Origin of the sequence: Agathobaculum sp. NTUH-O15-33 (assembly GCF_033193315.1) — a bacterium.
GTDB lineage: Bacteria > Bacillota > Clostridia > Oscillospirales > Butyricicoccaceae > Agathobaculum > Agathobaculum faecihominis_A.
On sequence record NZ_CP136187.1, the window covers coordinates 2,667,009 to 2,688,425 of the forward strand.

The 21,417-nt window shown below is 56.2% G+C and carries 16 protein-coding genes, 1 tRNA gene and 2 pseudogenes; 6 read left to right on the top strand and 13 right to left on the bottom strand.

What is annotated here, in order from left to right:
• Window positions 1-291: 291 nt before the first annotated feature.
• Entirely contained in the window at window positions 292-1,950 is a 1,659-nt protein-coding gene (locus RWV98_RS12920; RefSeq protein ID WP_317861236.1) for a glutamine--tRNA ligase/YqeY domain fusion protein, read from the bottom strand.
• Between the two features lie 179 nt (window positions 1,951-2,129).
• Window positions 2,130-3,787: pseudogene (gene gltX / locus RWV98_RS12925) on the bottom strand (glutamate--tRNA ligase).
• Window positions 3,788-3,988: 201 nt separating this feature from the next.
• Between gltX and RWV98_RS12930 the strand changes: the two are divergent.
• From RWV98_RS12930 to RWV98_RS12940, 3 genes are all read left to right on the top strand, one after another.
• Window positions 3,989-4,079, top strand: a tRNA-Ser gene (locus RWV98_RS12930).
• Between the two features lie 102 nt (window positions 4,080-4,181).
• Entirely contained in the window at window positions 4,182-4,598 is a 417-nt protein-coding gene (locus RWV98_RS12935) for a hypothetical protein (RefSeq protein WP_317861238.1), read from the top strand.
• 5 nt (window positions 4,599-4,603) lie between these two features.
• Complete coding sequence (locus RWV98_RS12940) at window positions 4,604-4,921, top strand: hypothetical protein (protein WP_317861240.1); 318 nt, start codon at window positions 4,604-4,606, stop codon at window positions 4,919-4,921.
• A gap of 99 nt (window positions 4,922-5,020) precedes the next feature.
• Here the strand turns inward: RWV98_RS12940 and RWV98_RS12945 are convergent, their stop codons facing one another.
• Together RWV98_RS12945 and RWV98_RS12950 are read right to left on the bottom strand one after the other, a co-directional pair.
• A complete protein-coding gene (locus RWV98_RS12945) occupies window positions 5,021-6,019 on the bottom strand; it encodes a copper amine oxidase N-terminal domain-containing protein (protein ID WP_280963035.1) in 999 nt (332 codons plus the stop codon).
• Between the two features lie 61 nt (window positions 6,020-6,080).
• Window positions 6,081-7,376 (bottom strand): S-layer homology domain-containing protein, encoded by a 1,296-nt coding sequence (locus tag RWV98_RS12950; RefSeq protein ID WP_317861242.1) that lies wholly within the window; start codon window positions 7,374-7,376, stop codon window positions 6,081-6,083.
• A 172-nt stretch (window positions 7,377-7,548) separates the two neighbouring features.
• Here RWV98_RS12950 and RWV98_RS12955 point away from each other — a divergent pair, with 172 nt between their 5' ends.
• The gene (locus tag RWV98_RS12955) at window positions 7,549-8,499 is read left to right on the top strand and encodes an L-lactate dehydrogenase (protein ID WP_317861244.1); all 951 of its coding nucleotides are present in this window, start codon (window positions 7,549-7,551) and stop codon (window positions 8,497-8,499) included.
• 59 nt (window positions 8,500-8,558) lie between these two features.
• Here RWV98_RS12955 and RWV98_RS12960 read toward each other — a convergent pair whose 3' ends face one another.
• Window positions 8,559-9,932 (bottom strand): S-layer homology domain-containing protein, encoded by a 1,374-nt coding sequence (locus tag RWV98_RS12960; RefSeq protein WP_317861246.1) that lies wholly within the window; start codon window positions 9,930-9,932, stop codon window positions 8,559-8,561.
• Between the two features lie 275 nt (window positions 9,933-10,207).
• Between RWV98_RS12960 and RWV98_RS12965 the strand changes: the two genes are divergently transcribed.
• Complete coding sequence (locus RWV98_RS12965; protein WP_317861248.1) at window positions 10,208-12,559, top strand: M13-type metalloendopeptidase; 2,352 nt, start codon at window positions 10,208-10,210, stop codon at window positions 12,557-12,559.
• A gap of 187 nt (window positions 12,560-12,746) precedes the next feature.
• Here the strand turns inward: RWV98_RS12965 and RWV98_RS12970 are convergent, their stop codons facing one another.
• Entirely contained in the window at window positions 12,747-13,625 is an 879-nt protein-coding gene (locus RWV98_RS12970; protein WP_280963030.1) for a mechanosensitive ion channel family protein, read from the bottom strand.
• 15 nt (window positions 13,626-13,640) lie between these two features.
• A pseudogene (gene proS / locus RWV98_RS12975) lies at window positions 13,641-15,082 on the bottom strand (proline--tRNA ligase).
• Between the two features lie 115 nt (window positions 15,083-15,197).
• On the opposite strand from proS, the gene RWV98_RS12980 reads away from it, so the two are divergent.
• The gene (locus RWV98_RS12980; RefSeq protein ID WP_280963028.1) at window positions 15,198-15,500 is read left to right on the top strand and encodes a carboxypeptidase-like regulatory domain-containing protein; all 303 of its coding nucleotides are present in this window, start codon (window positions 15,198-15,200) and stop codon (window positions 15,498-15,500) included.
• Here the strand turns inward: RWV98_RS12980 and RWV98_RS12985 are convergent.
• The 6 genes from RWV98_RS12985 to tsf form a co-directional block, all read right to left on the bottom strand.
• A complete protein-coding gene (locus tag RWV98_RS12985; protein WP_317861251.1) occupies window positions 15,497-15,676 on the bottom strand; it encodes a hypothetical protein in 180 nt (59 codons plus the stop codon). The genes RWV98_RS12980 and RWV98_RS12985 overlap by 4 nt on opposite strands.
• A gap of 25 nt (window positions 15,677-15,701) precedes the next feature.
• Entirely contained in the window at window positions 15,702-15,863 is a 162-nt protein-coding gene (locus RWV98_RS12990) for a hypothetical protein (protein WP_317861252.1), read from the bottom strand.
• A gap of 13 nt (window positions 15,864-15,876) precedes the next feature.
• Window positions 15,877-17,676 carry an S-layer homology domain-containing protein gene (locus RWV98_RS12995; RefSeq protein ID WP_317861254.1) on the bottom strand — a complete coding sequence of 600 codons (1,800 nt, stop codon included), beginning with the start codon at window positions 17,674-17,676 and terminating at the stop codon, window positions 15,877-15,879.
• Window positions 17,677-17,698: 22 nt separating this feature from the next.
• Window positions 17,699-19,453 carry a threonine--tRNA ligase gene (gene thrS, locus RWV98_RS13000; protein ID WP_280963024.1) on the bottom strand — a complete coding sequence of 585 codons (1,755 nt, stop codon included), beginning with the start codon at window positions 19,451-19,453 and terminating at the stop codon, window positions 17,699-17,701.
• A 371-nt stretch (window positions 19,454-19,824) separates the two neighbouring features.
• Window positions 19,825-20,361 (bottom strand): YcxB family protein, encoded by a 537-nt coding sequence (locus RWV98_RS13005; RefSeq protein WP_280963022.1) that lies wholly within the window; start codon window positions 20,359-20,361, stop codon window positions 19,825-19,827.
• A 104-nt stretch (window positions 20,362-20,465) separates the two neighbouring features.
• Entirely contained in the window at window positions 20,466-21,398 is a 933-nt protein-coding gene (tsf, locus tag RWV98_RS13010; protein WP_280963021.1) for a translation elongation factor Ts, read from the bottom strand.
• Window positions 21,399-21,417: the final 19 nt, after the last annotated feature.

Sequence of the window (21,417 nt, forward strand, 5' to 3'; positions counted from 1 at the left end):
ACTGATTTGTTACTAACTTTATAAGCTTATTATACCATTATTTCTCTTTTTGTCAAGGTTTCAATATATCTTGTTTTGTTTGCAGCGTTCCACCCCTGCATGCAGCAGAAAGGGCGCGTTGCAAAATAAAAGAATGTTCCAAATTCTTGTCATTCTGAGGAGCGAAACGACGAAGCATCTCGCGCGAACGCGCGGTTTCCACGTTAATTCCGCGCGTTCGCGCGAGATTCTTCACTTCGTTCAGAATGACAGACGGAATTTCTTTTATTTTGCAACGCGCCCTTTCCCAATTTATTTCAGCGTTTTGGCAAAGCTGTCTTTCAGCGTGACGACACGGTTGAAGCGGCCGGGTTCACGATCTTTTACGAAATAGCCCATACGGACAAACTGCATGTGCGCGCCCGTTTCCACTTCGGCAACAGACGGCTCCAGCTTGCAGCCGGACAGCTTTTTCAGCGAATCCGGGTTAAGGAAATCGAGGTAATTGGTGCCTTCCGGTACGTCCGCCGTGTTTTCCAGCGTGAAGAGGTTTTCATACAGATAGACCTCCGCGTCGATCGCGGTCGGCGCGGATACCCAATGGATCGTGCCGCGCACCTTGCGGCCATCCGCCGGCATGCCGTTGCCGGTTTCCAGATCGGCCGTGCAGCGCAGCTCAACGACCTCGCCGTTCTCATCCTTGACGATCTCGTTGCACTTCACGATATACGCGCCCATCAGGCGGACCTCGCCGTCCGGCTTGAGGCGCTGGAACTTCGGAGGCGGCACCTCGGCAAAGTCGCTTTTTTCAATATAAAGCTCGCGCGTGAACGGCACCATGCGGGTGCCGGTGGCTTCATCCTGCGGATTGTTCGCGATCTCGAACGACTCCTGCTTGTCCTCCGGATAGTTGGTAATTGTCAGCTTGATCGGCTCCAGCACGGCCATGCGGCGCAGCGCGGTCTTGTTCAGCTCCTCGCGGATGCAGTGTTCCAGCAGCTTGATATCGACCAGACTATTCGCCTTGGCGATGCCCGCGCGCTGCACAAAGTCCAAAATCGCGGAGGGCGTATAGCCACGGCGGCGTAGCGCGGAAAGCGTGGGCATGCGCGGATCGTCCCAGCCCTCGACGCGGCCGGTCTCTACCAGCTCGCGCAAGTAGCGCTTGCTCATGACCGTATTGGTCACATTCAGGCGGGCAAATTCGCGCTGCTTGGGGTGGTGCGGCAACGGACAGTTGTCCACGACCCACTCATACAGCGGCCGGTGGTTTTCAAACTCGATCGAACACATCGAATGCGTGATGCCCTCGATCGCGTCTTGGATCGGGTGCGCGAAATCGTACAGCGGATAAATGCACCACGCATCCCCCTGCCGGTGGTGATGCGCCCGTACGATACGGTAGATCGCGGGGTCGCGCAGGTTCATGTTGCGGCTCGCCATGTCGATCTTGGCGCGCAGCGTTTTAGAACCGTCCGGATACTTGCCCGCGCGCATCTCTTCAAAAAGGCGCAGGTTTTCTTCGACCGAACGGTCGCGGTAGGGGCTTTCTTTCCCCGGCGCTTTAAGCGTGCCGCGGTAGGCGCGCATTTCCTCCTGCGTCAGGTCGCACACAAAGGCCTTCCCGTCGCGGATGAGCTGCACGGCGCATTCATAGCAAGTCTCGAAATAGTCCGAACCGTAGTAAACGCCGCCGTTCGGCTCTTCGCCGGTCAGCCACTTGATATCCTCCCAGATCGAATCGACGTACTCCGTATCCTCTTTGACCGGGTTGGTATCGTCGTAACGCAGGTTGAACAGGCCGCCGTACTTCTTGGCGATCGACCAGTTGATAAAAATCGCCTTGGCCGAGCCGATGTGCAGATAGCCGTTCGGCTCCGGCGGGAAGCGGGTGTGTATCCTTTCGGTAAGGCCCGCCGCGAGATCCTCGTCGATGATCTCAGTCAAAAAGTTGTTTACGTTTTCCAACATTTTCTCTTTTAAATTAGGAATTAGAAATTAAAAATTAGGAATTGCGGAACGCCGGCATAGCCGGCATGAAATTAATGCGCTGCGCGCAAATACCGCTTTCCTAACTCCAACTCCCTACTTCCTAACTCCTACCTCCTAAAAATTCTCAAGATGCCCGGCTCCGCCGGACTCCATAATTACTAATTACTAATTGCCCTTTCGCATTTCTTCAGCCGCTTTAATACGGCTTCGCGCCCCATAATGCCCATGACCGATTGCAGGTCGGGCGCATTCTGCCGCCCCGCCACCGCAACACGGATGACCATTGAAACGTCGCCCACCGGGCCCTTGAACTGATCCGGGTTTTCCTTGTAGGCCTTGGTATCGCTGGCAAAGCCAAACCGGTCGGCCAGCTTCTTCATTTTTTCAAAGAAGGCGTCCGGCGTGTCGCTACCATCAAATTCCGCGGCATAGGCTGCCAGAATGGCCTTCGCATCCTCTGCCGAAACGCGCTCCGGCATGGTGTAATAGGGCTGGAACAGCTCGTCAAACAAAAAGTCCATATAGGGTTTGACGTCCGACCAAAGCGCCAGATCCTTGCGCGGCTTCTTGCCGCCGCGTCCAATGGCGAGATAAGCCTTGCTCTTTTCCGGCTCCTGCGTGAAAAGGGCGTGGAACGCGGCGTCGTGATCGCGGCTCCAATCGGCCACATAGTCGTACACGGTCTCAGCCGACATGCGGGAGATGACGTTTTTCGACACGTCGCGCAGCTTTTCGATATCGAACAGCGCGCCGGAGCCGCTCATCTTCTTGGTCGTGAACGGGAAATCGTTCATCGGCAGATCCGGTTGGCGCGTCGCCATTCCTCAAAGTTGGAATTGAGAAGCGTCATCAGGTATTCGAGCACGGCGGGCACCGGGTAACCCTCCGCGTAATAGAAATCGAGCGCCAGCTCCGGATCCTTGCGCTTGGACAGCTTGCGCTTGCCGCCGGTCTCCGGGTCGATCTTCATCAACTGCGCGGTGTGCGCGTATTTGGGCGCCTTCCAGCCCATGGCGCGAAACAGCTGTAAATGAACGGGCAGCGTGGCGAGCCACTCTTCGCCGCGCACGACCACGGTCGTGCCCATCAGGTGGTCGTCCACCACATGGGCGAAATGGTAGGTCGGTATGCCGTCCGATTTCAGGATCACGATATCTTGATCGTTCTCGGTCAGTTCCATTTTGCCCTTGACCAGATCCTCGTGGCGCACCTTGTTTTCGATTGAGCCCTCCGAACGGAAGCGGATCACATAGGGTAAACCCTGCGCGAGCGCCGCCTCGATATCCTCCATCGGCCGGTCGCGCCAGACCGCGTAGGAACCGTAATAGCCGAAGTTTTCTTTGTTCTGCTCCTGTCGCGCGTGCGCGGCGGCAAGCTCGTCCTCGGTGCAAAAGCACGGATATGCAAGGCCGCGCTGCACCAAACTTTTTACAAAGGTCTGGTAGATCTCGGCGCGCTGGCTCTGGCGGTAGGGCCCGTAAGCGCCATTGTCTCCCGTCAGGGTCGCGCCTTCGTCGAACGGCAGGCCAAAGGACGAAAAAGCGGAAAGAATGGTCTGCACGCCGCCTTCGACCTCGCGCTTTTTATCGGTATCTTCGATGCGAAGGTAGAACACGCCGCCGGATTGGTGCGCCAGCCGTTCGTCCACCAGCGCGCCAAATAGGTTACCCAAATGCATAAAGCCGGTCGGGCTGGGGCCCATGCGGGTCACCTTAGCGCCTTCGGGCAACTCTCTTTGGGGATAGCGCGCTTCTACCTGTTCGGGCGTTTCCGTAATATGCGGAAACAGTCGTTCCGCCAGTATAGTATGATCCATTCTTTTCACTCCAAAAACGTGTCTGCGGGCATATTTTTCCGCGATATTGATATTTTATCACGTAAACCTGCCCCTTGCAAGGTTGTCGACATAATTCGACAAATTTAGACGATTTTTTTTGTTCCAGCCTCTTGTATCCCGCTAAAATCTATGATAAACTATATAGGCACTTGTGAGAACAGGTGTGACCACCCAGCATCCGGAGAAGTATCGAAGTGGTCATAACGAGCTCGACTCGAAATCGAGTTGCCGGTAACACGGCACGTGGGTTCGAATCCCACCTTCTCCGCCAAGAAGAAGTTGACAGGTTGCCGTTTTGGGAAATCTGTCAACTTTTCTTTATTATGTAGGTTTGTACTATTTTTAAGGATCATTGAAATAAGGGGGATTTATCATGGCATGTTTTGTCGTTCCTGTCGCCGAGGCCGTCGTTACCACGATCGCCGCGCGCATCATGAAATCGAAGGAAAAGGAAGCGTCCGTACGCATAGGCGGCGCGGAGCTCGCGCACGCGGAAACACAGGTGAAAATTCCCTTCTCGCGCAAGCTGAAGTGGCTTTCGAGCCTGCTCTGGGGCGGTTCGGTCCTGCTTGCGTTCGAGCACCTTTGGCACGGTGAAATCGTGCCGTGGTTCCCCTTCCTCACCGCGGCCGCGAACCCCGCGGACGCTTCCGTGATGCTGCATGAAATGGCCACGGTGGGCGTTAGCATGGCGCTGCTCGTCACTGCGGTCTGGGGCGCCATGGTGCTGGTTACGAACGCCATGGAGAAAAAGGCCCGGCTGCCGGAGCCTGCCTCCGAACAGAGGTAAACCGGATGACCTTACTTATCACCGTTTTTGCCGCGGTCATCAGCACCGCTGTTTGGTATAAAAACGCGCCGAAAAACGATCTGCGCGTCGGCATTCTGTGCTGGATGTATTGGGGCGCTTCCCTGATGTGGCTGGTGGACGCGATCTTTTCATACGCGGAACAGGGCGCGGCCTTTTTCACCCCCGCCCTGCCGGACATGCTGAACGATCTGTACCTTGGCCTTTCCGCCGTCGCGCTGGGGCTGGTCATTTGGGTGGTCTCTCTGCTGATCCGCGACCCCAAGGGTGTTGTACGAGCCTCCCTTACGGGACGAAAGTCATGACCACCCCAAAGCGGGGTGGCATGAACAAGCCCTATAAGGGCATAAAAAAAGAGCTTTCCCCAAAAACTTGGGGAAAGCTCTTTTTTTCATGTTTTGATCTTACAGATACATTACGCTGCCCATCAGCACGGCGGAATTTTCGCCGCACAGCAGGGTGATGAGCTGAGCCGGAGCCCAAGTCGTGCCGTCCTGCTCATAGGAGGCAGCGCCGAGCGGGCTCGGCTTGGACATGCCGACAGCCTTGGCGGAGGCATAGTAGTACAGATCCTCGCCCAGCGTCACCGTGGTCTGGATCTCGCCGTTCGAGAGCTGAACGCTCTGATCCTTGCCGTTCCAAGTAACGGTAAAACCCTTGGCTTCGGCGGCGGCGCGCAGCGGCACCATCGCGATACCGTTTTCCACCTTGCCCTCGCCGATCGCGATGTCGCCTTCATGGATCATGGTGAATGCGCGATCCTGCTGGGGCGGCAGCACGACCTTGGTCGCAGTGGCCTGACCGGGCATGGAAAGCGCCATAAAATCATACCAAGCGAACAGCTGGGTGCCCATGTGGATATCTTCCAAGGAAACAATATTCTTGGTGGCCAGCGGGCGGATGTCGGTCTCAGCCGGAATGGTCACGAACATGCTGCCGGATTCGGCCAGAATGGTAACGCTGCCGTCCTGATTGCGCACGACCTCTTCCGCGGTCAGCAGGTGCGCGGGCGAATGCTTATCGTCCAGATTGACCAGCACGGCTTCGGCCGTGACCTGCGGCGGCAGGCTGCGGGTCATCGCGGCGCCGTAGTAAACGTATACCTTGTCGCCCTTATTCAGGTCGGTCTCATTGGCCAAAAATCCGGTCTGCGTATCCATGAGCAGCGTGTTTTCGGAAAAATGCAGTACCAGTTCCTCATGCGTATCGGTTTTAACCAGCATATCCGCATACTCGCCGGAGCCCTGCTGCATTTCAAGCACGGTGGCTTCCTCGCCGATCGTATAGGGGTAGTTGCCGGGTTCGGCCGGGGTCGTGTCCTCAGGCGCCGCCGGGTCGGCGGCAAAGGCGGTAGCGCCCAGCATGGCAGCGCCAAGCACTGCTGCTAAAAATCTCTTTTTCATAATCAATATCCTCCTTTAATAGGCTTCTGCAATCTTAGACGGCAGGGGTCTCCTTTTGTTCCTATTTTGCGAGGGGATATTGAGATAAATTTTCCGGCGGCGTCAAAACGACTTTGTCGTCCACCGCGACCAGCTCCATTTCGCTAAACAGCGTACCGGCCACCGTGCCGCCGTCGAACTCCACCGTGGTGCCCTGCGATACGATGCGGCCGCCGGACACGTTGTGCTTGACGAAAACGGAGTAGATCGTCATATCGCCCAGCCGGCCCACCGCATCCGCGGCGGCGCCCAGCGCGCCGTCGAGGCGGTTCAGGCCGGCCTTATTATAGGTAATGACATAGCCGCCGTTGCCGCTTTTCGCGATATTCTCCACCAAAGCCGCCGGCACGCGAGCGTAGGAGCCGGTGAGCGCATGCATCTGCTCGGCCGTCTGCGCGGTGCGGGCTTTCACACCGTTCTGCGAAACATACCGCATGCCGTCCGCCGTATAGCTTTCGGCGATAAAGGTCTTTTCCGTTCCGTCCGGCGCGCGCATGGTAACGGTGCGCTCCGAAAGCAGGACGGGCGAAACGCGGTCAAGCTTTAAGGTCTCCGCGCTGGTCAGGTCGAACAGCTTATCTTTTTCGCGATTCTCCCACGAAGCGCTGATCGAGCCGGTCAAGGTGTGCGTCACCTCCAGCGCTTTTAGATCGTCCATTCCGGCGGTCGCCTCGCGGTATTCCTGATAGACCGCGAACTGCGCAAGATAAGGCTCGGCCGCCGTTTTGTCCACCGCGCCCTGCTCGGTCAGTGTGCGCAATAACGTTTTTTCGCTGCCCTTGGGCTGCGCGGCCAGCGCGGTATAGCTCGCCGCGGCCACATGGTCGCGCAAAAAATGGCCGGCATCCACAATGGTTTCATCGTACACGCCGAGTTCTTCCGCATAGTCGGAAGCGCCGCGATAGGTAAAATCGCCCGCCGTATCGCTATAGCCGAGCGCCCGCAGCAGAAAAGCAGCATACATATTCGCGGTCAGCGGCGCTTCGGGCTCATAGGTGGTAGCCGTCGCGCCGGTGGTCAGGCCGTTTTCATATAAGTACTGCACATAAGGCTTTTCCCAGTTTTGCAGATCGGTAAAGGGCGCGGAATAGGTCAGGCTCTTTGCCTCGCTCTCCTTACCGAGCAGACGGGTCAGCATGGCGGCCGCTTCGGCCCGTGTGGGCGCGCGGTCCAGCTCGTAGCCGTTTTCCGTGCCCTGAAACAGGCCCAGTTCGTGCAAACGGTCCGCGCTTTGGGTAAAATCAGCCGCCAGAGCGGCTGTGGAAAGCGCGGCGCAGAGCGCTGCGCCCGCGTACGCGATACGAAACATTTTTTTCATCGTTTTTTCTCCTTATCTGTCGCAAAGACTCGCGCGCCGGCGCGCGTTTTTTATAGAAAATAGTCAAATCCGTGCCATCATTATAGCATATTCTCTGTGCCTTGCCAACCGAAAGGATTTGTGATTTGCGGGCATACTAAACCAAACGAATTAAAAAAGAGGTGTCTTTGCCATGAGCAGTATTCAAAAATGCGGTGTGATCGGCGTGGGCTTCGTCGGCGCGACCTCGGCCTTTACCCTTGCGACAAGCGGCCTGTTTTCCGAGATCACCCTTGTCGATATGAACCAGAAAAAGGCCGAGGGCGAGGCGGCCGATATCAACCACGGCATTTCCTTTGCCCGGCCCTGCCACGTGCGCGCGGGCGGCTACGCCGAACTGAAGGATTGCGGGCTGATCATCATAGCGGCGGGCGCAAACCAAAAACCGGGCGAGACCCGCGTCGAGCTGCTGGGCCGCAACCAAGCGATCATGTCCTCTATTATTAACGAAATTATGAATGTCAATCAAGACGCGATCCTGCTGATCGTATCCAACCCGGTGGACGTGCTCACCTATATGGCGCACAATATCTCCGGGCTGCCCGCGGGACGCGTGCTCGGTTCGGGCACGGTGCTGGACACCTCGCGCCTAAAGTACCTGCTGGGTCAGCACCTTGGCGTCGATATGCGCAACGTGCACGCTTTTATCATTGGCGAGCACGGCGACAGCGAGCTTGCCGTTTGGTCCTCGGCCAACATCTCCGGCGTCGACCTTGCCGATTACTGCCGCATCACGGGCAAGGATTATTCCTTTGGCGCAATGCAGCGCATCTATGAAAATGTACGCGACGCGGCGTACTCGATCATAGACGGCAAGGGCGCGACGTATTACGGCATCGGCATGGCGGTGCGCCGCATCGCGGAGGCGATCGTGCGGGACGAGCACTCGGTACTGCCGGTCTCTTCCCTGATTAGCGGCCATTACGGCGTAAACGGTCTTTGTTTGGGCCTGCCCTCGGTCGTGGGCCGGGGCGGCGTGGAATCGGTGCTGGACATCCCGCTCTCCTACGACGAGCTGCGGCAGCTGCAAACCTCGGCGGACAAGCTCGGCGAACTGATCGGCGAATTGGAGACCATAGGCTGACAAGAGACCGAAAAAAGGAACCGAAACAAAACAGTTTCGGTTCCTTTTCAAGCTATGTTTTAGGCCGCCGGGGTTGTCGGAAGGGTACCGGTCATCTCCTGATAAGTGCTCAGATCGGTCGGCAGCGTAACCTTGACGCTATCGCCCGTCGCATTCACCTTGCACTTCATGGTCATATCCATCGACGCCTTAACGTCCGACACGGTAACGGACAGGCGCATGGTCATATCCATTGCGGAAAGCTGGCCGTTCTTTACCGTTTCCTTCGCGGTCATCTCGTCGATATTGAACGAGAGATCGGCCACCGCGTCGCCCATGCCGGTCGCGCCCAAGATCGAATTGACCATGGAGCCAAGCGCGCCGCTCGCATAGGTCACGGTGTAGGTATCGCCAGATTTTTCAATGCTCTTGATCATGCTGATCGGGTTGTTCTGCATCTGGGTCATTTCCGTCATGCCGCCCAGCGAATCTTCAAAGGACATATCCATCTTGATTTTCTCGCCCATGCCGTTCATGTAATACACGCCGTCCGCGTAGTAATACTCGATCGCGGCTTCCTGCGTGTTGCTTGCGCCTTCCTCTACCAGTGAGGGATCAAGCACGGCCTTCATCGTGCCCTTCATGGACATTTTAGACTGATCCATGTTCGCCAGATTCATATCCATCTTCATGTTCATGGGCATGGAAAGGCTCATCAGCTTCTGATCGTTCATGGAAAGGTTCATGGAAATATCAGCGTCCATATCGACCTTGGTCTGCTGGCTGGTCAGGTATGCGTCGGCTGCATATTCGGCAACGGTCTCAAATGTTTTGAGTACCGGCGCTGCCTTGGCGCTGTCCACAGAGCCGTCCTCTACCAGCTTTTCGAGCAGCACCGTCTCGGTCTCGCCCTTGGGCGGGCAGGCCAGCGCGGTGTAGCTCATCGCGGCGACGTTGTCGCGCAGGAAGGGGGCGTTGATATCACAGTTGGCAAAGTCGGCAAGGCCGATCGAATACGCCTTTTCCACCGCCTGCTTGTAGGTGTAGCCGTCCTCAGTCTCGCTGTAGCCGAGCGCGCGCAGCAGGAACGCGGCGTACATGTTCGCCGTGCAGGCTTCTTCCGGCTCAAAGGTGGTCGCGCTCGCGCCGCTCGTCAGCTTGTTATCATACAGGTATTGCACATAGGGCTTCTGCCAGCCGTCCAGATCGGTAAAGGGCGCGGAATAGGTAAGCGTTTTTGCCTCCGCTTCCTTGCCGAGCAGCCGCACCAGCATGGCGGCCGCTTCGCCGCGCGTCGGCGCGCGGTCCAGCTCGTAGCCCTGCGCCGTGCCCTGAAACAAGCCCAGATCCTTGAGCGTATCCGCACAATGGTCAAAACTCGCCGCAGCGGCCGAAACAGCCAGCGATCCGACGATCAGCAGTGATGCGGAAAGGGTTTTCAGCAATCTTTTCATAATGACTCCTCCATTTTTATAAGGTGTTTGATAAAATACAATCACCCCACTATATGTCCCTTATTGTAGCACCGAATCCATCGGAAGTAAACGACAAATTGCGTGCCGTCGCGATCTTTAAAATATTTTAAGAAAGCGCGGTCTGCCTATTGACAATCGCGGTGGTTCGCGCTATGTTGTATATATTCAATATGCACATATTGCAGACGAGACATTCCACCATTTCGTCGTCCATGCACGATTCCAACCAACACACAGTGAGAAAGGACAATCCTATGAAAACCAAACGATTGTTGGCCGCGCTGCTTAGCAGCGCCATGCTGGCCGGTACGCTGCCCACGGCGCTTGCCGCGGAGCCCAACGCCGCTACCCGCGGCGAGGTATGCGCCGCACTGATTCAGGCGGCGGATGACTACAACCCGGCCGTGACCAAAAGCGACATCATGCACGGCGACCCCAACGGAGACCTGCGCGAACAGGCACCCGTCACCCGCGCGGAGGCGCTGGTGATGTTGCAGCGGGCCTTCGGCACGCTGCCCGCGCCCGTGGGCGATAATGCGCGCAAAGCTTACCCGGCCGCAAATTTTACCGATATCCCGAACTGGGCCAAGGATGAATTACAAAATGTATTCGACGCGGGCATTGTGGCGGGCACCTCGGCCACCACTTTTTCGCCCGAGGAATTTGTCACCATGGAGCAGATGAATAAATTCATCCGCCGCACCTATGCCCTATTCGGCACAAATGAAAAAGACGATTTTTACGCGACGGTTAACAAATCTTGGCTGGACAGTTCGGCCATCAAGCCCGGCTACACGTCGAACGGCACGCTGAATGAAATGATGACCAACACCGAACCGCTGACCGAGCTGATCGAACAAGCGGCCAAGAATCCGACGAACGAGGACGCGAGGCGCATTGCCGCGCTCTACAATAACTTTTTGGATTATGACGCGCGCGACGCGCTCGGCATCGAACCGATCAAGCCGTATCTCACCGCCCTCGATAACACAAAAACGCTATCCGATTTGATGGACGTACAGCAAAAGCTCTCCGACGAGGTAGGCGGCTCGCTTCTGCTCACCTTCTCGCTCACAACGGACATGAAGGATTCCAACCGCTACACGGTCGCCCTCTCAGGGCCCGGCGTTTCGTTGACCAAGGAGATCTACGCGGCGGACAGCGGCAGCCAGAAGGACGCTTATATCGCTTATGTGCAAAAGCTTTTCACCCTCGGCGGCTATGACGAGGCCACCGCTAAAGAAAACGCGTCGCTTGTCTGGCAGTTTGAGAAGGCGCTTGCCCCCCATATGCTGGACCGGCAGGATTACAGCAATGTTGATAAGATCTACAACCCGTACACGATGGATCAGCTTCGGGCCTTGTTCCCGCACGTCGATCTGGACAAGGTATACGCGCAGTCCGGCCTGACGAAAAGCGACCAGATCATCGTCATTGACCCGGGGCTTTTAAAGGCGCAGGCCGCTTATTTCGACGACGCGCACGTTCCCATGCTCAAGGCCTACACGCAGCTCGTCGTAATCTCGAGCTTCGGCAGTTATCTGGGCCGCGCCTTTGAGGACGCCGCCAACGAATACCAGCAGGCATTCCTCGGCATCAGCGGCACGCTGTCCGACAAGGAGCGCGCGACTAACATCGTGATGGCGCTGCTCTCCGACGAGCTCGGCCGGCTGTATGTGGAAAAATACTTTTCCGCGGAAGCCAAGGCCGACGTGACCGACATGGTGCGCGATTTTATTTCCATCTATGAAGAGCGCATCAAAAAAATAGACTGGATGAGCGACACAACCAAGCAAAAGGCGATCGCCAAGCTGGATACCATGGGCATCAAGATCGGTTACCCAGACGAGGGCCAGTGGAACGACCTTTTAAAGGATGTAACCCTCAAATCCAAGGCCGATGGCGGCAGCTATTTCGACAACATGCTGACCATTCAAAAGGCGCAGAAAAAGCTGCTGCAAAGCTGGCAGAGTAAGCCGGTGAATAAGGGCCTGTGGGCGATGAGCGTGTTCACCGTGAACGCCTGCTATGTGCCGCAGAACAACGAGATCGTCTTCCCCGCCGGCATCCTGCAAGCGCCGATGTACGATGTAAAGGCCCCGCGCGAAAAAAATCTGGGTGCGATCGGCTACGTTATCGCTCACGAGATCACGCACGCTTTTGATAACAACGGCGCCAAATTCGATGAAAACGGCAACGCCGCCGACTGGTGGACGTCCGCGGATTACGCCGCGTTCCAAAAGCTGTGCGAAAAGGCTATCTCTTACTACGACGGCGTGGAATCCGCGCCCGGCATCGTTTGCAACGGCACGCTGACTCTTTCGGAGAACATTGCCGACCTTGGCGCGGCCGCGTGCATTCTGGAGACGGCAAAGCGCGAAAAGGCCCCCGACCTCGCACTGCTGTTCCGCACCATGGCCGAAACTTGGGCTTCGACCGCGACGCGTGAATACGAGCAGTACGCCGCGACGATCGATGTACACGCGCCCGCCAAGCTGCGCGGCAGCCGCGTGCTGCAATCGATGGATGATTTCTATACCACCTTCGATATCAAGGAAGGCGACGGCATGTGGCTCGCCCCCGAAAACCGTGTTCGGATCTGGTAACGACAGAGTAATTAGCAATTAGGAAGTAGTAATTAGTAATTTTGAAATAAACGTTAAGCAGCAAAAATAAAATTAGGAAGTAGCATCTAGCGATTAGTAGTTGAGACACGGCACGGTGGCCGATCATTCGATCCCCCACCTGTGCGATTCTATAATTACTAATTACTACTTACTACTTCCTAATTTTTTAGTTTTTTTCTACTATAACAAGGTGCGGATACGCAATATCCACGCCGTTTTGCGCGTATTGCTTTAGGATGTTTTCCTGCACCGCGCACTTTAGGGCAAACGCGCTGCCATTGTCCTTGGCCCATAGCGAGGCGCGCAGTTTGACCGCGCTCGCGGCCAACTCCAGCACGACGACCGGCACCTCCGGCGCGTCCGCCGCACGCTGCGCCGGAGTCCGTACATCCAGAAATTCCGGATTGCGCGCGACCTCCTCCGCCAGCAGCTTTTTGGCCAGATCCACATCGGATTCATACGTGATACCGATCTCCAGAAACACGCACACGCGGCTGTCCGCATAGTCGGCGTTCTCTATAATGGCGCTGTTCATTTTGCTGTTGGGGATGATGACGCGCTTGTTTTCCCACGTACGGATGGTGGTATGGTGCAGCGTGATCTCTTCGATCACGCCGGAAATATCGTTATCCAGATACCGCACCACGTCGCCGATGACAAAGGGTTTGAACGCTAGGATCATCATACCGCTGACCACGCTGCCCAGCGCTTCCTGCGCGGCAAAGCCCGCGACCACCGCGATCACGCCGCCGGCGGCCAGCACCTTGTTCAGGCCCGCGCTTAAAAACGGAATGTTGGATACGATCACCGCGAAGCCTGCAAAATAGACCGCGGCGATTGCCACATAGCGGAAAAAGGCCAAAACCGTTGCATTCGCGCTGTTTTTCTGTTTTTGCAGCTCGATCATGCGCCGCATAAAGCGGCTCACCAGCCGCGCGCCCCATAGGGTAAGCAGCACGACCACCACGATCAGCCACACCGTGCCGATCAGCCTGCCGGCGTCTGTCGAGAAAAAAGCTCTGACCTGCTCAGAAAAATCCGCCATAAAAGCTCCTTTTGCTTAGTAAGCGATGCCCCAAACGACCATCTGGTGCGCGGGCTTGCCGCAAACGGGGCATACGTCGCCGATGTTCTCCTGCTCGAACGGAATACAGCGGGACGGCATACCCGTGACTTCCTTGATCTTCTCCTCGCAGGCCAGATCGCCGCACCACATGGACTTGACAAAGCCGATGTTTTCCTTCAAGATCTCCTGCATCTCATCCAGAGATTTTGCGGTGTAGGTGTGCTCCTCGCGGTTTTTCAGCGCCTTGTTGTAAAGCGCCTGCTGAATCTCTTCCAGCAGCTGCGGAACGACTGCTGCCAGCTCCTCGAATTTGACCACGGTCTTTTCGCGGCTGTCGCGGCGCACCAGCACGCACTGGCCCTGCTCGATATCGCGGGGGCCGACTTCCAGACGAAGCGGCACGCCCTTCATCTCGTACTCCGCGAACTTCCAGCCGGGGCTGTTCTCGGAAAGATCAATCTTGGCGCGCACGCCCGCGTTCTTAACAAGCCCTAACAGCTCCTGCGCCTTCTCTGTCACACCCGGCTTGTGCGAAGCGACCGGAATAACGACCAGCTGCGTGGGCGCGATGCGGGGCGGCAACACCAGACCTTCGTTATCGCCGTGCGTCATGATGATGGCGCCGATCATACGGGTGGACATGCCCCACGAGGTTTGGTACATATACTGCAGCGTATTGTTCTTATCGGTGTACTGCATGCCGAACGCACGGGCGAATCCATCGCCGAAGTAATGGCTGGTGCCGGATTGCAGCGCCTTGCCGTCGTGCATCATGGCTTCGATCGTATAGGTTTTTTCCGCGCCCGCAAAGCGCTCCTTAGCGGTCTTTTTCGCCCTTGATGACCGGAATGGCAAGCCACTCCTCAGCAAACTGCGCGTAAATGTTCAGCATTTGCAGGGTCTCCTGCATGGCCTCTTCCGAAGTCGCGTGCACGGTGTGGCCTTCCTGCCACCAGAACTCGCGCGAGCGGAGGAACGGGCGGGTCGTCTTTTCCCAGCGTACCACGCTGCACCACTGGTTATACAGCTTGGGCAGGTCGCGCCATGGAACGGACGATCTTTGCGTAATGCTCGCAGAACAGCGTTTCCGAGGTGGGGCGCACGCAAAGGCGCTCCTCCAGCTTTTCGCTGCCGCCGTGCGTTACCCACGCGACCTCGGGCGCAAAGCCCTCCACATGGTCCTTCTCCTTTTGAAGCAGGCTTTCCGGGATAAACAGCGGCATGGCCACGTTTTCATGTCCGGTCTCCTTAAACATGCCGTCCAGCGCCGACTGGATGTTCTCCCACAGCGCCTGCGCGTACGGGCGCATGATGATGCAACCCTTGACCGAGGAATAATCGATCATTTCCGCCTTTTTTACAATGTCGGTATACCACTGCGCAAAGTCCACGTCCATGGACGTAATCTCGCTTACCAGCTTCTTCTTGTCTGCCATTTGTGAACACTCACCTTTTCTTTTTGTATTTCATAGATTATTTTAAGGCACCACCGCACCGTTGCGCCCACGGCGCTGCCTTAACTAATTTTGATTTCCTGAAAGGGTTTTTGCCATGAATTATACGCAATCCTTCTATGTCAAGCCCGCCAGCCACGAAGTGGTGCAAACCACGGTCTCACTTTCGGCCGATCAGCGGCCCGCGCTCATCGGCACGGTCGTTTCGGGGGATGACAAACCGGTGGAGGCCGCGCTCGTCACCTTTTACCGCGCGGACGCGCCGGACTCGCCCATCGGCGCGCTGTACACAGACGAACTCGGCCGCTTCTCCTTCGGCCCGCTCGAACCCGGCAAGCTTTACCATGTCAAGGTATTCAAGCGCTCGGACAATATTCGCGCGCTTGAGCAAAATACTTAAGTCCTGTTTCCTAGCGCTTGCAGCCGTGCCTGCTCGGCGGCGCACATCGTGTCTTCGTCCGCCGTGCCGGTATCCGGCTCGCTCTGCGATACGATTTCCGTATTGTCGCCAGTATCGAGCAGTAAAGGCGTTGCATCGTCCGTGCGGATGAGATATATGCCCTTCGGCGCAGTCACTATGATCGCTGTCAGATCGATATAATCAATGGAGAAAATCTGCCTGCACTGCCGGGTCGTTGTTGATCCGGTCGCTGCATAGATAGACTGTATTCGGATAATACGTTCCCGCGTTCGGCACTTCGTATGCGGCCGCGCCGCCCATGAGCATCGCGGCCGCGATACAGGCAGATAACAGCTTTTTCATGATATCCCCTCCATCATGCACCCACGCCCGCGCCTAGGGCGTCGAGGCGATGCTGCTCCTCTTCCACGGCGTTTTCGCCGTATATCATTGTGATGCCCTCGTCCGCGTCTGTTACCTTTATGCGACCGTTTTCCAGCACGCAGGTAAACCGGCTCATGAAATGCGGCTCCGCGGCCTTTAAGGTCGTAAACTCTACCCTGCCGTTCGTTGTGCTTAGCACCTCGCCCAACAGCAGGCTGCCGTCGGGCAGTTCGGGCAGTAGCGCGGTTTCGGTACCGTCTGCGTTCAAACGAACAAGCGTATCGCCAGTCTGCGCCTGCACAGCGTATTCGGTGTATTCCATCCGCTTGCCCGCGTCGTGCGTAATCAGCACATAGCTGCCATCGGCTGGGTCAAAGGCGTAATCATATACCGGCCTGCTTATAATCTGTTTGAGTTGGTCATTTTCCATTTGATACAGACCCGCGCTGCCCCAAAGGAAATTTTCACTTTGGTTCTCCAGATGCGGTGCGTGAAACCAAACCACATTCTCAAATTTTTGGCGTTCATCTTGTAACGGATCATCGTTTTGAAGCGTATACTGATTGATCACCTTGCCTTTCAGTGTCCATGCGGTCACTGTAGTTTGTTCATTCGTTACGCGCTGTGTGATGATCAAATTGTTATTTATAACAAACAACTTTTCATTGGGGGACAAAGCCAGCGTTTGCATCTCACTTCCCTGTATAATGCAAAGCATCTCCGCAGCCTCAAAAACCAAAGCGTTCTCATCCAGATAATAAGAAAATACTCCGTCTTCTATTAATGCAGGCGGCGTTTCTAGCAGACGTACTTGCTTATCCTCGGTAACGATAAGCAAATATTGTTTCCCATTATGGGATCCTTTAATATAATCCGTTAGACCCGATTTTCCAAGAACAAACAGATCCTCAATACCGTCAAGACGCGCAATTTCTTTTGTTGCAAGTGTTTCCGCATCAATGGTATGGAGCATGTTTTTCCCTTGCGCGTTAGTAGCAAGACCATATAATGAATTAGCAAAACCTTGATCGTAATTTAGCGGCTTTACATTCGAATACTCGTTTCTCATAACCGTAACGCCTGCGATCACGCAGGATAGGCGTTCCTCTGATTTGTCGTCCTGACGTGTGGGTACACACTCATAATGACGCGGCAATACCCTCCAAGCAGCCGTTTTCAGCATTTCCTCAGTAAATATACCCTCATCGATAAGCCGTTGCGCCACAGTTATATGAGCGTCACTATTTAGATATAATTCCTGAACCCGCTCTGTTGTCGTTAACGTTCGTGCGGCTAAAGCGACCGCATCTCCACGCACAAATCCCACCGCATCGCATACCGCAATTTCTTCCGAATCCACGATCCAGAATGGCTCCTCACCATTCCGAGACGCGCGCGCTAAAAAAGTGCCGAATTGCTCACAAGAAGTATTTTCCTCCGCGCCGTACCGCGTCGCGGATACGCCTTTGGTCAGCCCGTTTTCATACAGCCAGCCGACATATGGGGCGGCCCATTGGGGTACATCGGTGAAGGGGTGCTCCCATGTGCCCGCGCGCGCCGTTTGCTCCGCGCCCAAAAAGCGCGTGAGCATGGCGGCGGCTTCGGCGCGGGTCATCGGCTTTTCCAGTTCAAAGCCTTTTTCCGTACCGTTAAACAGACCCAGCTCATGCAGCATTTGCGCCTGCGCCTCGGTGTCGCCGGGGTAATCGTTCCGGATCGTCCCCACATCCGCCGCGGCGGCGGACAGGGTCGCACACGCCATGAATGCCAGTGCGCAAAGCAGCTTTTTCATGCGCCCCTCCCCTTTCAGAGAATCACCGCAGCTTTTCCTTCACTTCGTAAGCAAGCTTTTCCTGAAATTCGGCCAGCTCCATCTGTGTGGTCTCGCCGGTCTTGCGGTCGCGCACGGAGATCAGGCCCGCTTCCTCGTCCTTGTCGCCGATGACGATCATATAAGGCACCTTGTGCAGCTGGGCTTCACGGATCTTATAGCCGATCTTTTCGTTGCGCTCATCCATCGTGGCGCGGAAGCCCGCATGATTAAGCTGGTCAAGCACCATTTTTGCGCAGCCGACGTTGCGGTCGGTCATCGGCATGACGCGCACCTGTTCGGGTGCGAGCCACGTCGGGAACGCACCGGCAAAATGCTCGGTGATGACGCCGATGAAGCGCTCGATCGAGCCGAGCACGACGCGGTGGATCATGACCGGACGGTGCTTTTCGCCGTCCGCGCCCGTGTATTCCAGTTCAAACCGCTCGGGCATCTGGAAATCGAGCTGGACGGTGCCGCACTGCCAGGTGCGGCCCAGCGAATCGGCCAGATGAAAATCGAGCTTCGGGCCGTAGAACGCGCCGTCGCCCTCGTTGACGACATACTTTTTATCCATTTCGGTGATCGCGTCCTTGAGCGTCTCCTGCGCGAATTCCCATACCTTTTCATCGCCCATGTGGTCCTCGGGCATGGTGGACAGCTCGATCTCGTAGGTCAGGCCGAAGGTGGAGTAAACCTCGTCAAAGAGCTTGACGACGTTTTTGATCTCATCCTTGATCTGGTCGGGCGTCATGAAGATATGCGCATCGTCCTGCGTGAAGCAGCGCACGCGGAACAGGCCGTGCAGCGCGCCGGACAGCTCGTGGCGGTGGACAAGGCCGAGCTCGCCCACGCGGAGCGGCAGGTCGCGGTAGGAGTGCATCTGGCTCTTGTAGACCAGCATGCCGCCCGGGCAGTTCATCGGCTTAATGGCATAATCCTCTTCGTCGATGACCGTGGTGTACATGTTGTTTTTGTAATGGCCCCAGTGCCCCGAACGTTCCCAGAGCGAGCGGTTGAGGATCATCGGCGTCGAAACCTCGACATAGCCGTACCGCTTGTGCACCTCGCGCCAGTAATCGATCAGCGTGTTCTTGAGCGTCATGCCGTTTGGCAGGAAGAACGGGAAGCCGGGGCCCTCCTCGGTCAGCATGAACAGGCCAAGCTCCTTGCCGATCTTGCGGTGATCGCGCTTCTTCGCTTCTTCCAAACGCTCCAGATAAGCGTCCAGCTCTTCCTTCTTCGGGAAAGCGGTGCCGTAGATGCGCTGGAGCATCTTGTTCTTGGAATCGCCGCGCCAGTAAGCGCCGGTGACGTTTTGCAGCTTGATCGCGTTGCCCTTGACGCGGCCGGTCGAATCCAGATGCGGGCCCGCGCACAGGTCGGTGAAATCGCCCTGCTTATAGAAAGAGATCGTAGCGTCCTCCGGCAGATCGTTAATCAGTTCGACCTTGTAGGGCTCGTCCCGCTCCTGCATGAATTTGATCGCCTCTGCGCGGGGCAGCTCAAAACGCTCGAGCTTTAGTTTTTCCTTGCAGATCTTGCGCATTTCCGCTTCCAGCGCCGCAAGGTGCTCCTCGGTCAGCGAGAACGGCGCGTCAAAATCGTAGTAAAAGCCGTTTTCGATCGACGGACCGATCGCGAGCTTTACCTCCGGATACAGGCGCTTGACGGCCTGCGCAAGGATATGGGACACCGTATGGCGGTAGGTATCGCGGTATTCCTCGTTTTCAAACGTGAACTTGTTTTCTTCAGACATGATTTTTCCTCCTTTGAAATTGCGGGGAGAACGAAAAAAGCCCACCCCCGACATAAAATCAGGGGTGAGCATAGATAGGCCCACGGTTCCACCCTGCTTGCAGGCCATGCATGACAGGGCCTGCCGCTCGGAGTTCTTAACGGGAACGACTCGTCGCGGCATACTTAGGGGTTCCGCCGCGAAGCTCTGGAATCGGTGCTGCTTTCCCCGCGCCTGCGGACGCTTTCAGCCGCGTCGCCCGCTCTCTGCCAAACGCTTTAGGGTAATCACAGGATTTCCTTCATCGCTTTTTACTTATGAATGGTACTATTTTATACCCCAAACGCGGCTTTGTCAACCATCATTCGCTTTTTTGCGGCAATCGGCGGTTTTCAGCATTTAAGCGCTTCATCCTCGATATGGGCGGTGATGCGGCCGTAAAATTCCTTTTTCTGCGCGTCGTCGCGGAACGCGCGGAACGGGACGATCAGCGCCGAATACTGATCGACGAACACGAAGTAGTGTCCCGCGTCCGTAGCGATACGCTGCACCGCGTCGTAGGGATAGCTCGTATCCTCATTTTCTCCGGTCAGGCGGAATTCATCGTCACCCAGCACCATTTTCTTCTCGCCGCAGGCATTTTTGCTGTTTGGATTTTTCAAAATGCGTTCTACGTTTTTTACGACCTTGCGCTTCATATACCAAGGCGTGCCGAAAAAGCATACCGCCGCGAGCGCCACATAAACCGCCACCGATATGACGTTCAGCGATTTCAGCCAAACCATCAGCGCCGTGCCGCCAAGCAGCACGATCACCGCGGTCGCGATGCGCGTCATCAGAATGCTGCGCTGCACCAGCGCGTTTTTGCTCCAGTAATCCAGATTAAAGGCGATAAAATCATCCTTTGTGATTTCATATTGCAGCTCCATTTGTCAAAACTCCTTTGTACGTACTGTTCCTATTGTAGCGAAAGGCGCGCCCAAAAGCAAGAAAAAAGAGCAGCCGAAAACGGCTGCTCTTGTAAAAAATTCGCTTACTTGGCCATCGAAGCGACTTCGGCCGCGAAATCGTCCTGCTTCTTTTCAATGCCCTCGCCCTTTTCAAAGCGAGCGTACTTGACGAGCTTGATCTCGCCGCCCAGCGTCTTGGCGACCTCTTCGATGTGCTTCTCAACGGAGAGCTTGTTCTCCTTGACGAAGGCCTGCTGCAGCAGGCAGTTCTCCTCGTAGTACTTGCCCACGCGGCCCTCTACCATCTTGGCGATGATCTGCTCCGGCTTGGGCTTGGCGGCGGTCTTGTTCTCCTCGATCGCCTGCGCCATCAGGATTTCGCGCTCCTTGTCGAGGGTCGCGGCGTCTACCTCGGACTTATCCATGAAGGACGGACGCATCGCGGCCGCCTGCATGCCGATATCCTTGCCCAGCTCCTTGACGGTGGCGTTGTCCTTCAGGTTATCCGAAACGGACAAACCGACCAGCACGCCGATAACGCCGCCCATATGGGTGTAGGCTACGTTAACGGTAGAGTCGTCGTAGCGCTCGAAGCGGCGGATCTGGATGTTCTCGCCGATCGTCAGCACCTTTTCCTGCAGCGCTTCCTGTACGGTCACGTCGCCCAGCTTGCAGGTCTTGAGCGCCTCTACGTCAGCCGGGTTCTCCTTCATGACCACGCCGGCCAGATCGGATACGAACTTCTGGAAATCAGCGTTCTTGGCAACGAAGTCGGTCTCGGAGTTGACTTCGATGATCGCGCCTACGCCGCAATCGCCGCACACGGTCGCGCAGACAACGCCCTCAGCCGCGATGCGGCCGGCCTTCTTAGCGGCCTTGGCAAGGCCCTTTTCACGCAGCAGCTCGACTGCCTTGTCGAAGTCGCCGTCAGCCTCTTGCAGCGCCTTCTTGCAGTCCATCATGCCTACATTGGTCATTTCACGAAGCTTTTTTACATCAGCAGCGGTAAAAGCCATTTTATAATTCCTCCTCAAA

Coding starts and splice junctions, on each gene's coding strand:
- thrS (WP_280963024.1), bottom strand. CDS start 19,453: ATGTCTGAAGAAAACAAGTTCACGTTTGAAAACGAGGAATACCGCGAT.
- RWV98_RS12970 (WP_280963030.1), bottom strand. CDS start 13,625: ATGGCGGATTTTTCTGAGCAGGTCAGAGCTTTTTTCTCGACAGACGCC.
- RWV98_RS12945 (WP_280963035.1), bottom strand. CDS start 6,019: ATGAAAAAGAGATTTTTAGCAGCAGTGCTTGGCGCTGCCATGCTGGGC.
- RWV98_RS13005 (WP_280963022.1), bottom strand. CDS start 20,361: ATGGAGCTGCAATATGAAATCACAAAGGATGATTTTATCGCCTTTAAT.
- tsf (WP_280963021.1), bottom strand. CDS start 21,398: ATGGCTTTTACCGCTGCTGATGTAAAAAAGCTTCGTGAAATGACCAAT.
- RWV98_RS12965 (WP_317861248.1), top strand. CDS start 10,208: ATGAAAACCAAACGATTGTTGGCCGCGCTGCTTAGCAGCGCCATGCTG.
- RWV98_RS12980 (WP_280963028.1), top strand. CDS start 15,198: ATGAATTATACGCAATCCTTCTATGTCAAGCCCGCCAGCCACGAAGTG.
- RWV98_RS12950 (WP_317861242.1), bottom strand. CDS start 7,376: ATGAAAAAAATGTTTCGTATCGCGTACGCGGGCGCAGCGCTCTGCGCC.
- RWV98_RS12960 (WP_317861246.1), bottom strand. CDS start 9,932: ATGAAAAGATTGCTGAAAACCCTTTCCGCATCACTGCTGATCGTCGGA.
- RWV98_RS12955 (WP_317861244.1), top strand. CDS start 7,549: ATGAGCAGTATTCAAAAATGCGGTGTGATCGGCGTGGGCTTCGTCGGC.
- RWV98_RS12995 (WP_317861254.1), bottom strand. CDS start 17,676: ATGAAAAAGCTGCTTTGCGCACTGGCATTCATGGCGTGTGCGACCCTG.
- RWV98_RS12935 (WP_317861238.1), top strand. CDS start 4,182: ATGGCATGTTTTGTCGTTCCTGTCGCCGAGGCCGTCGTTACCACGATC.
- RWV98_RS12940 (WP_317861240.1), top strand. CDS start 4,604: ATGACCTTACTTATCACCGTTTTTGCCGCGGTCATCAGCACCGCTGTT.
- RWV98_RS12990 (WP_317861252.1), bottom strand. CDS start 15,863: ATGAAAAAGCTGTTATCTGCCTGTATCGCGGCCGCGATGCTCATGGGC.
- RWV98_RS12920 (WP_317861236.1), bottom strand. CDS start 1,950: ATGTTGGAAAACGTAAACAACTTTTTGACTGAGATCATCGACGAGGAT.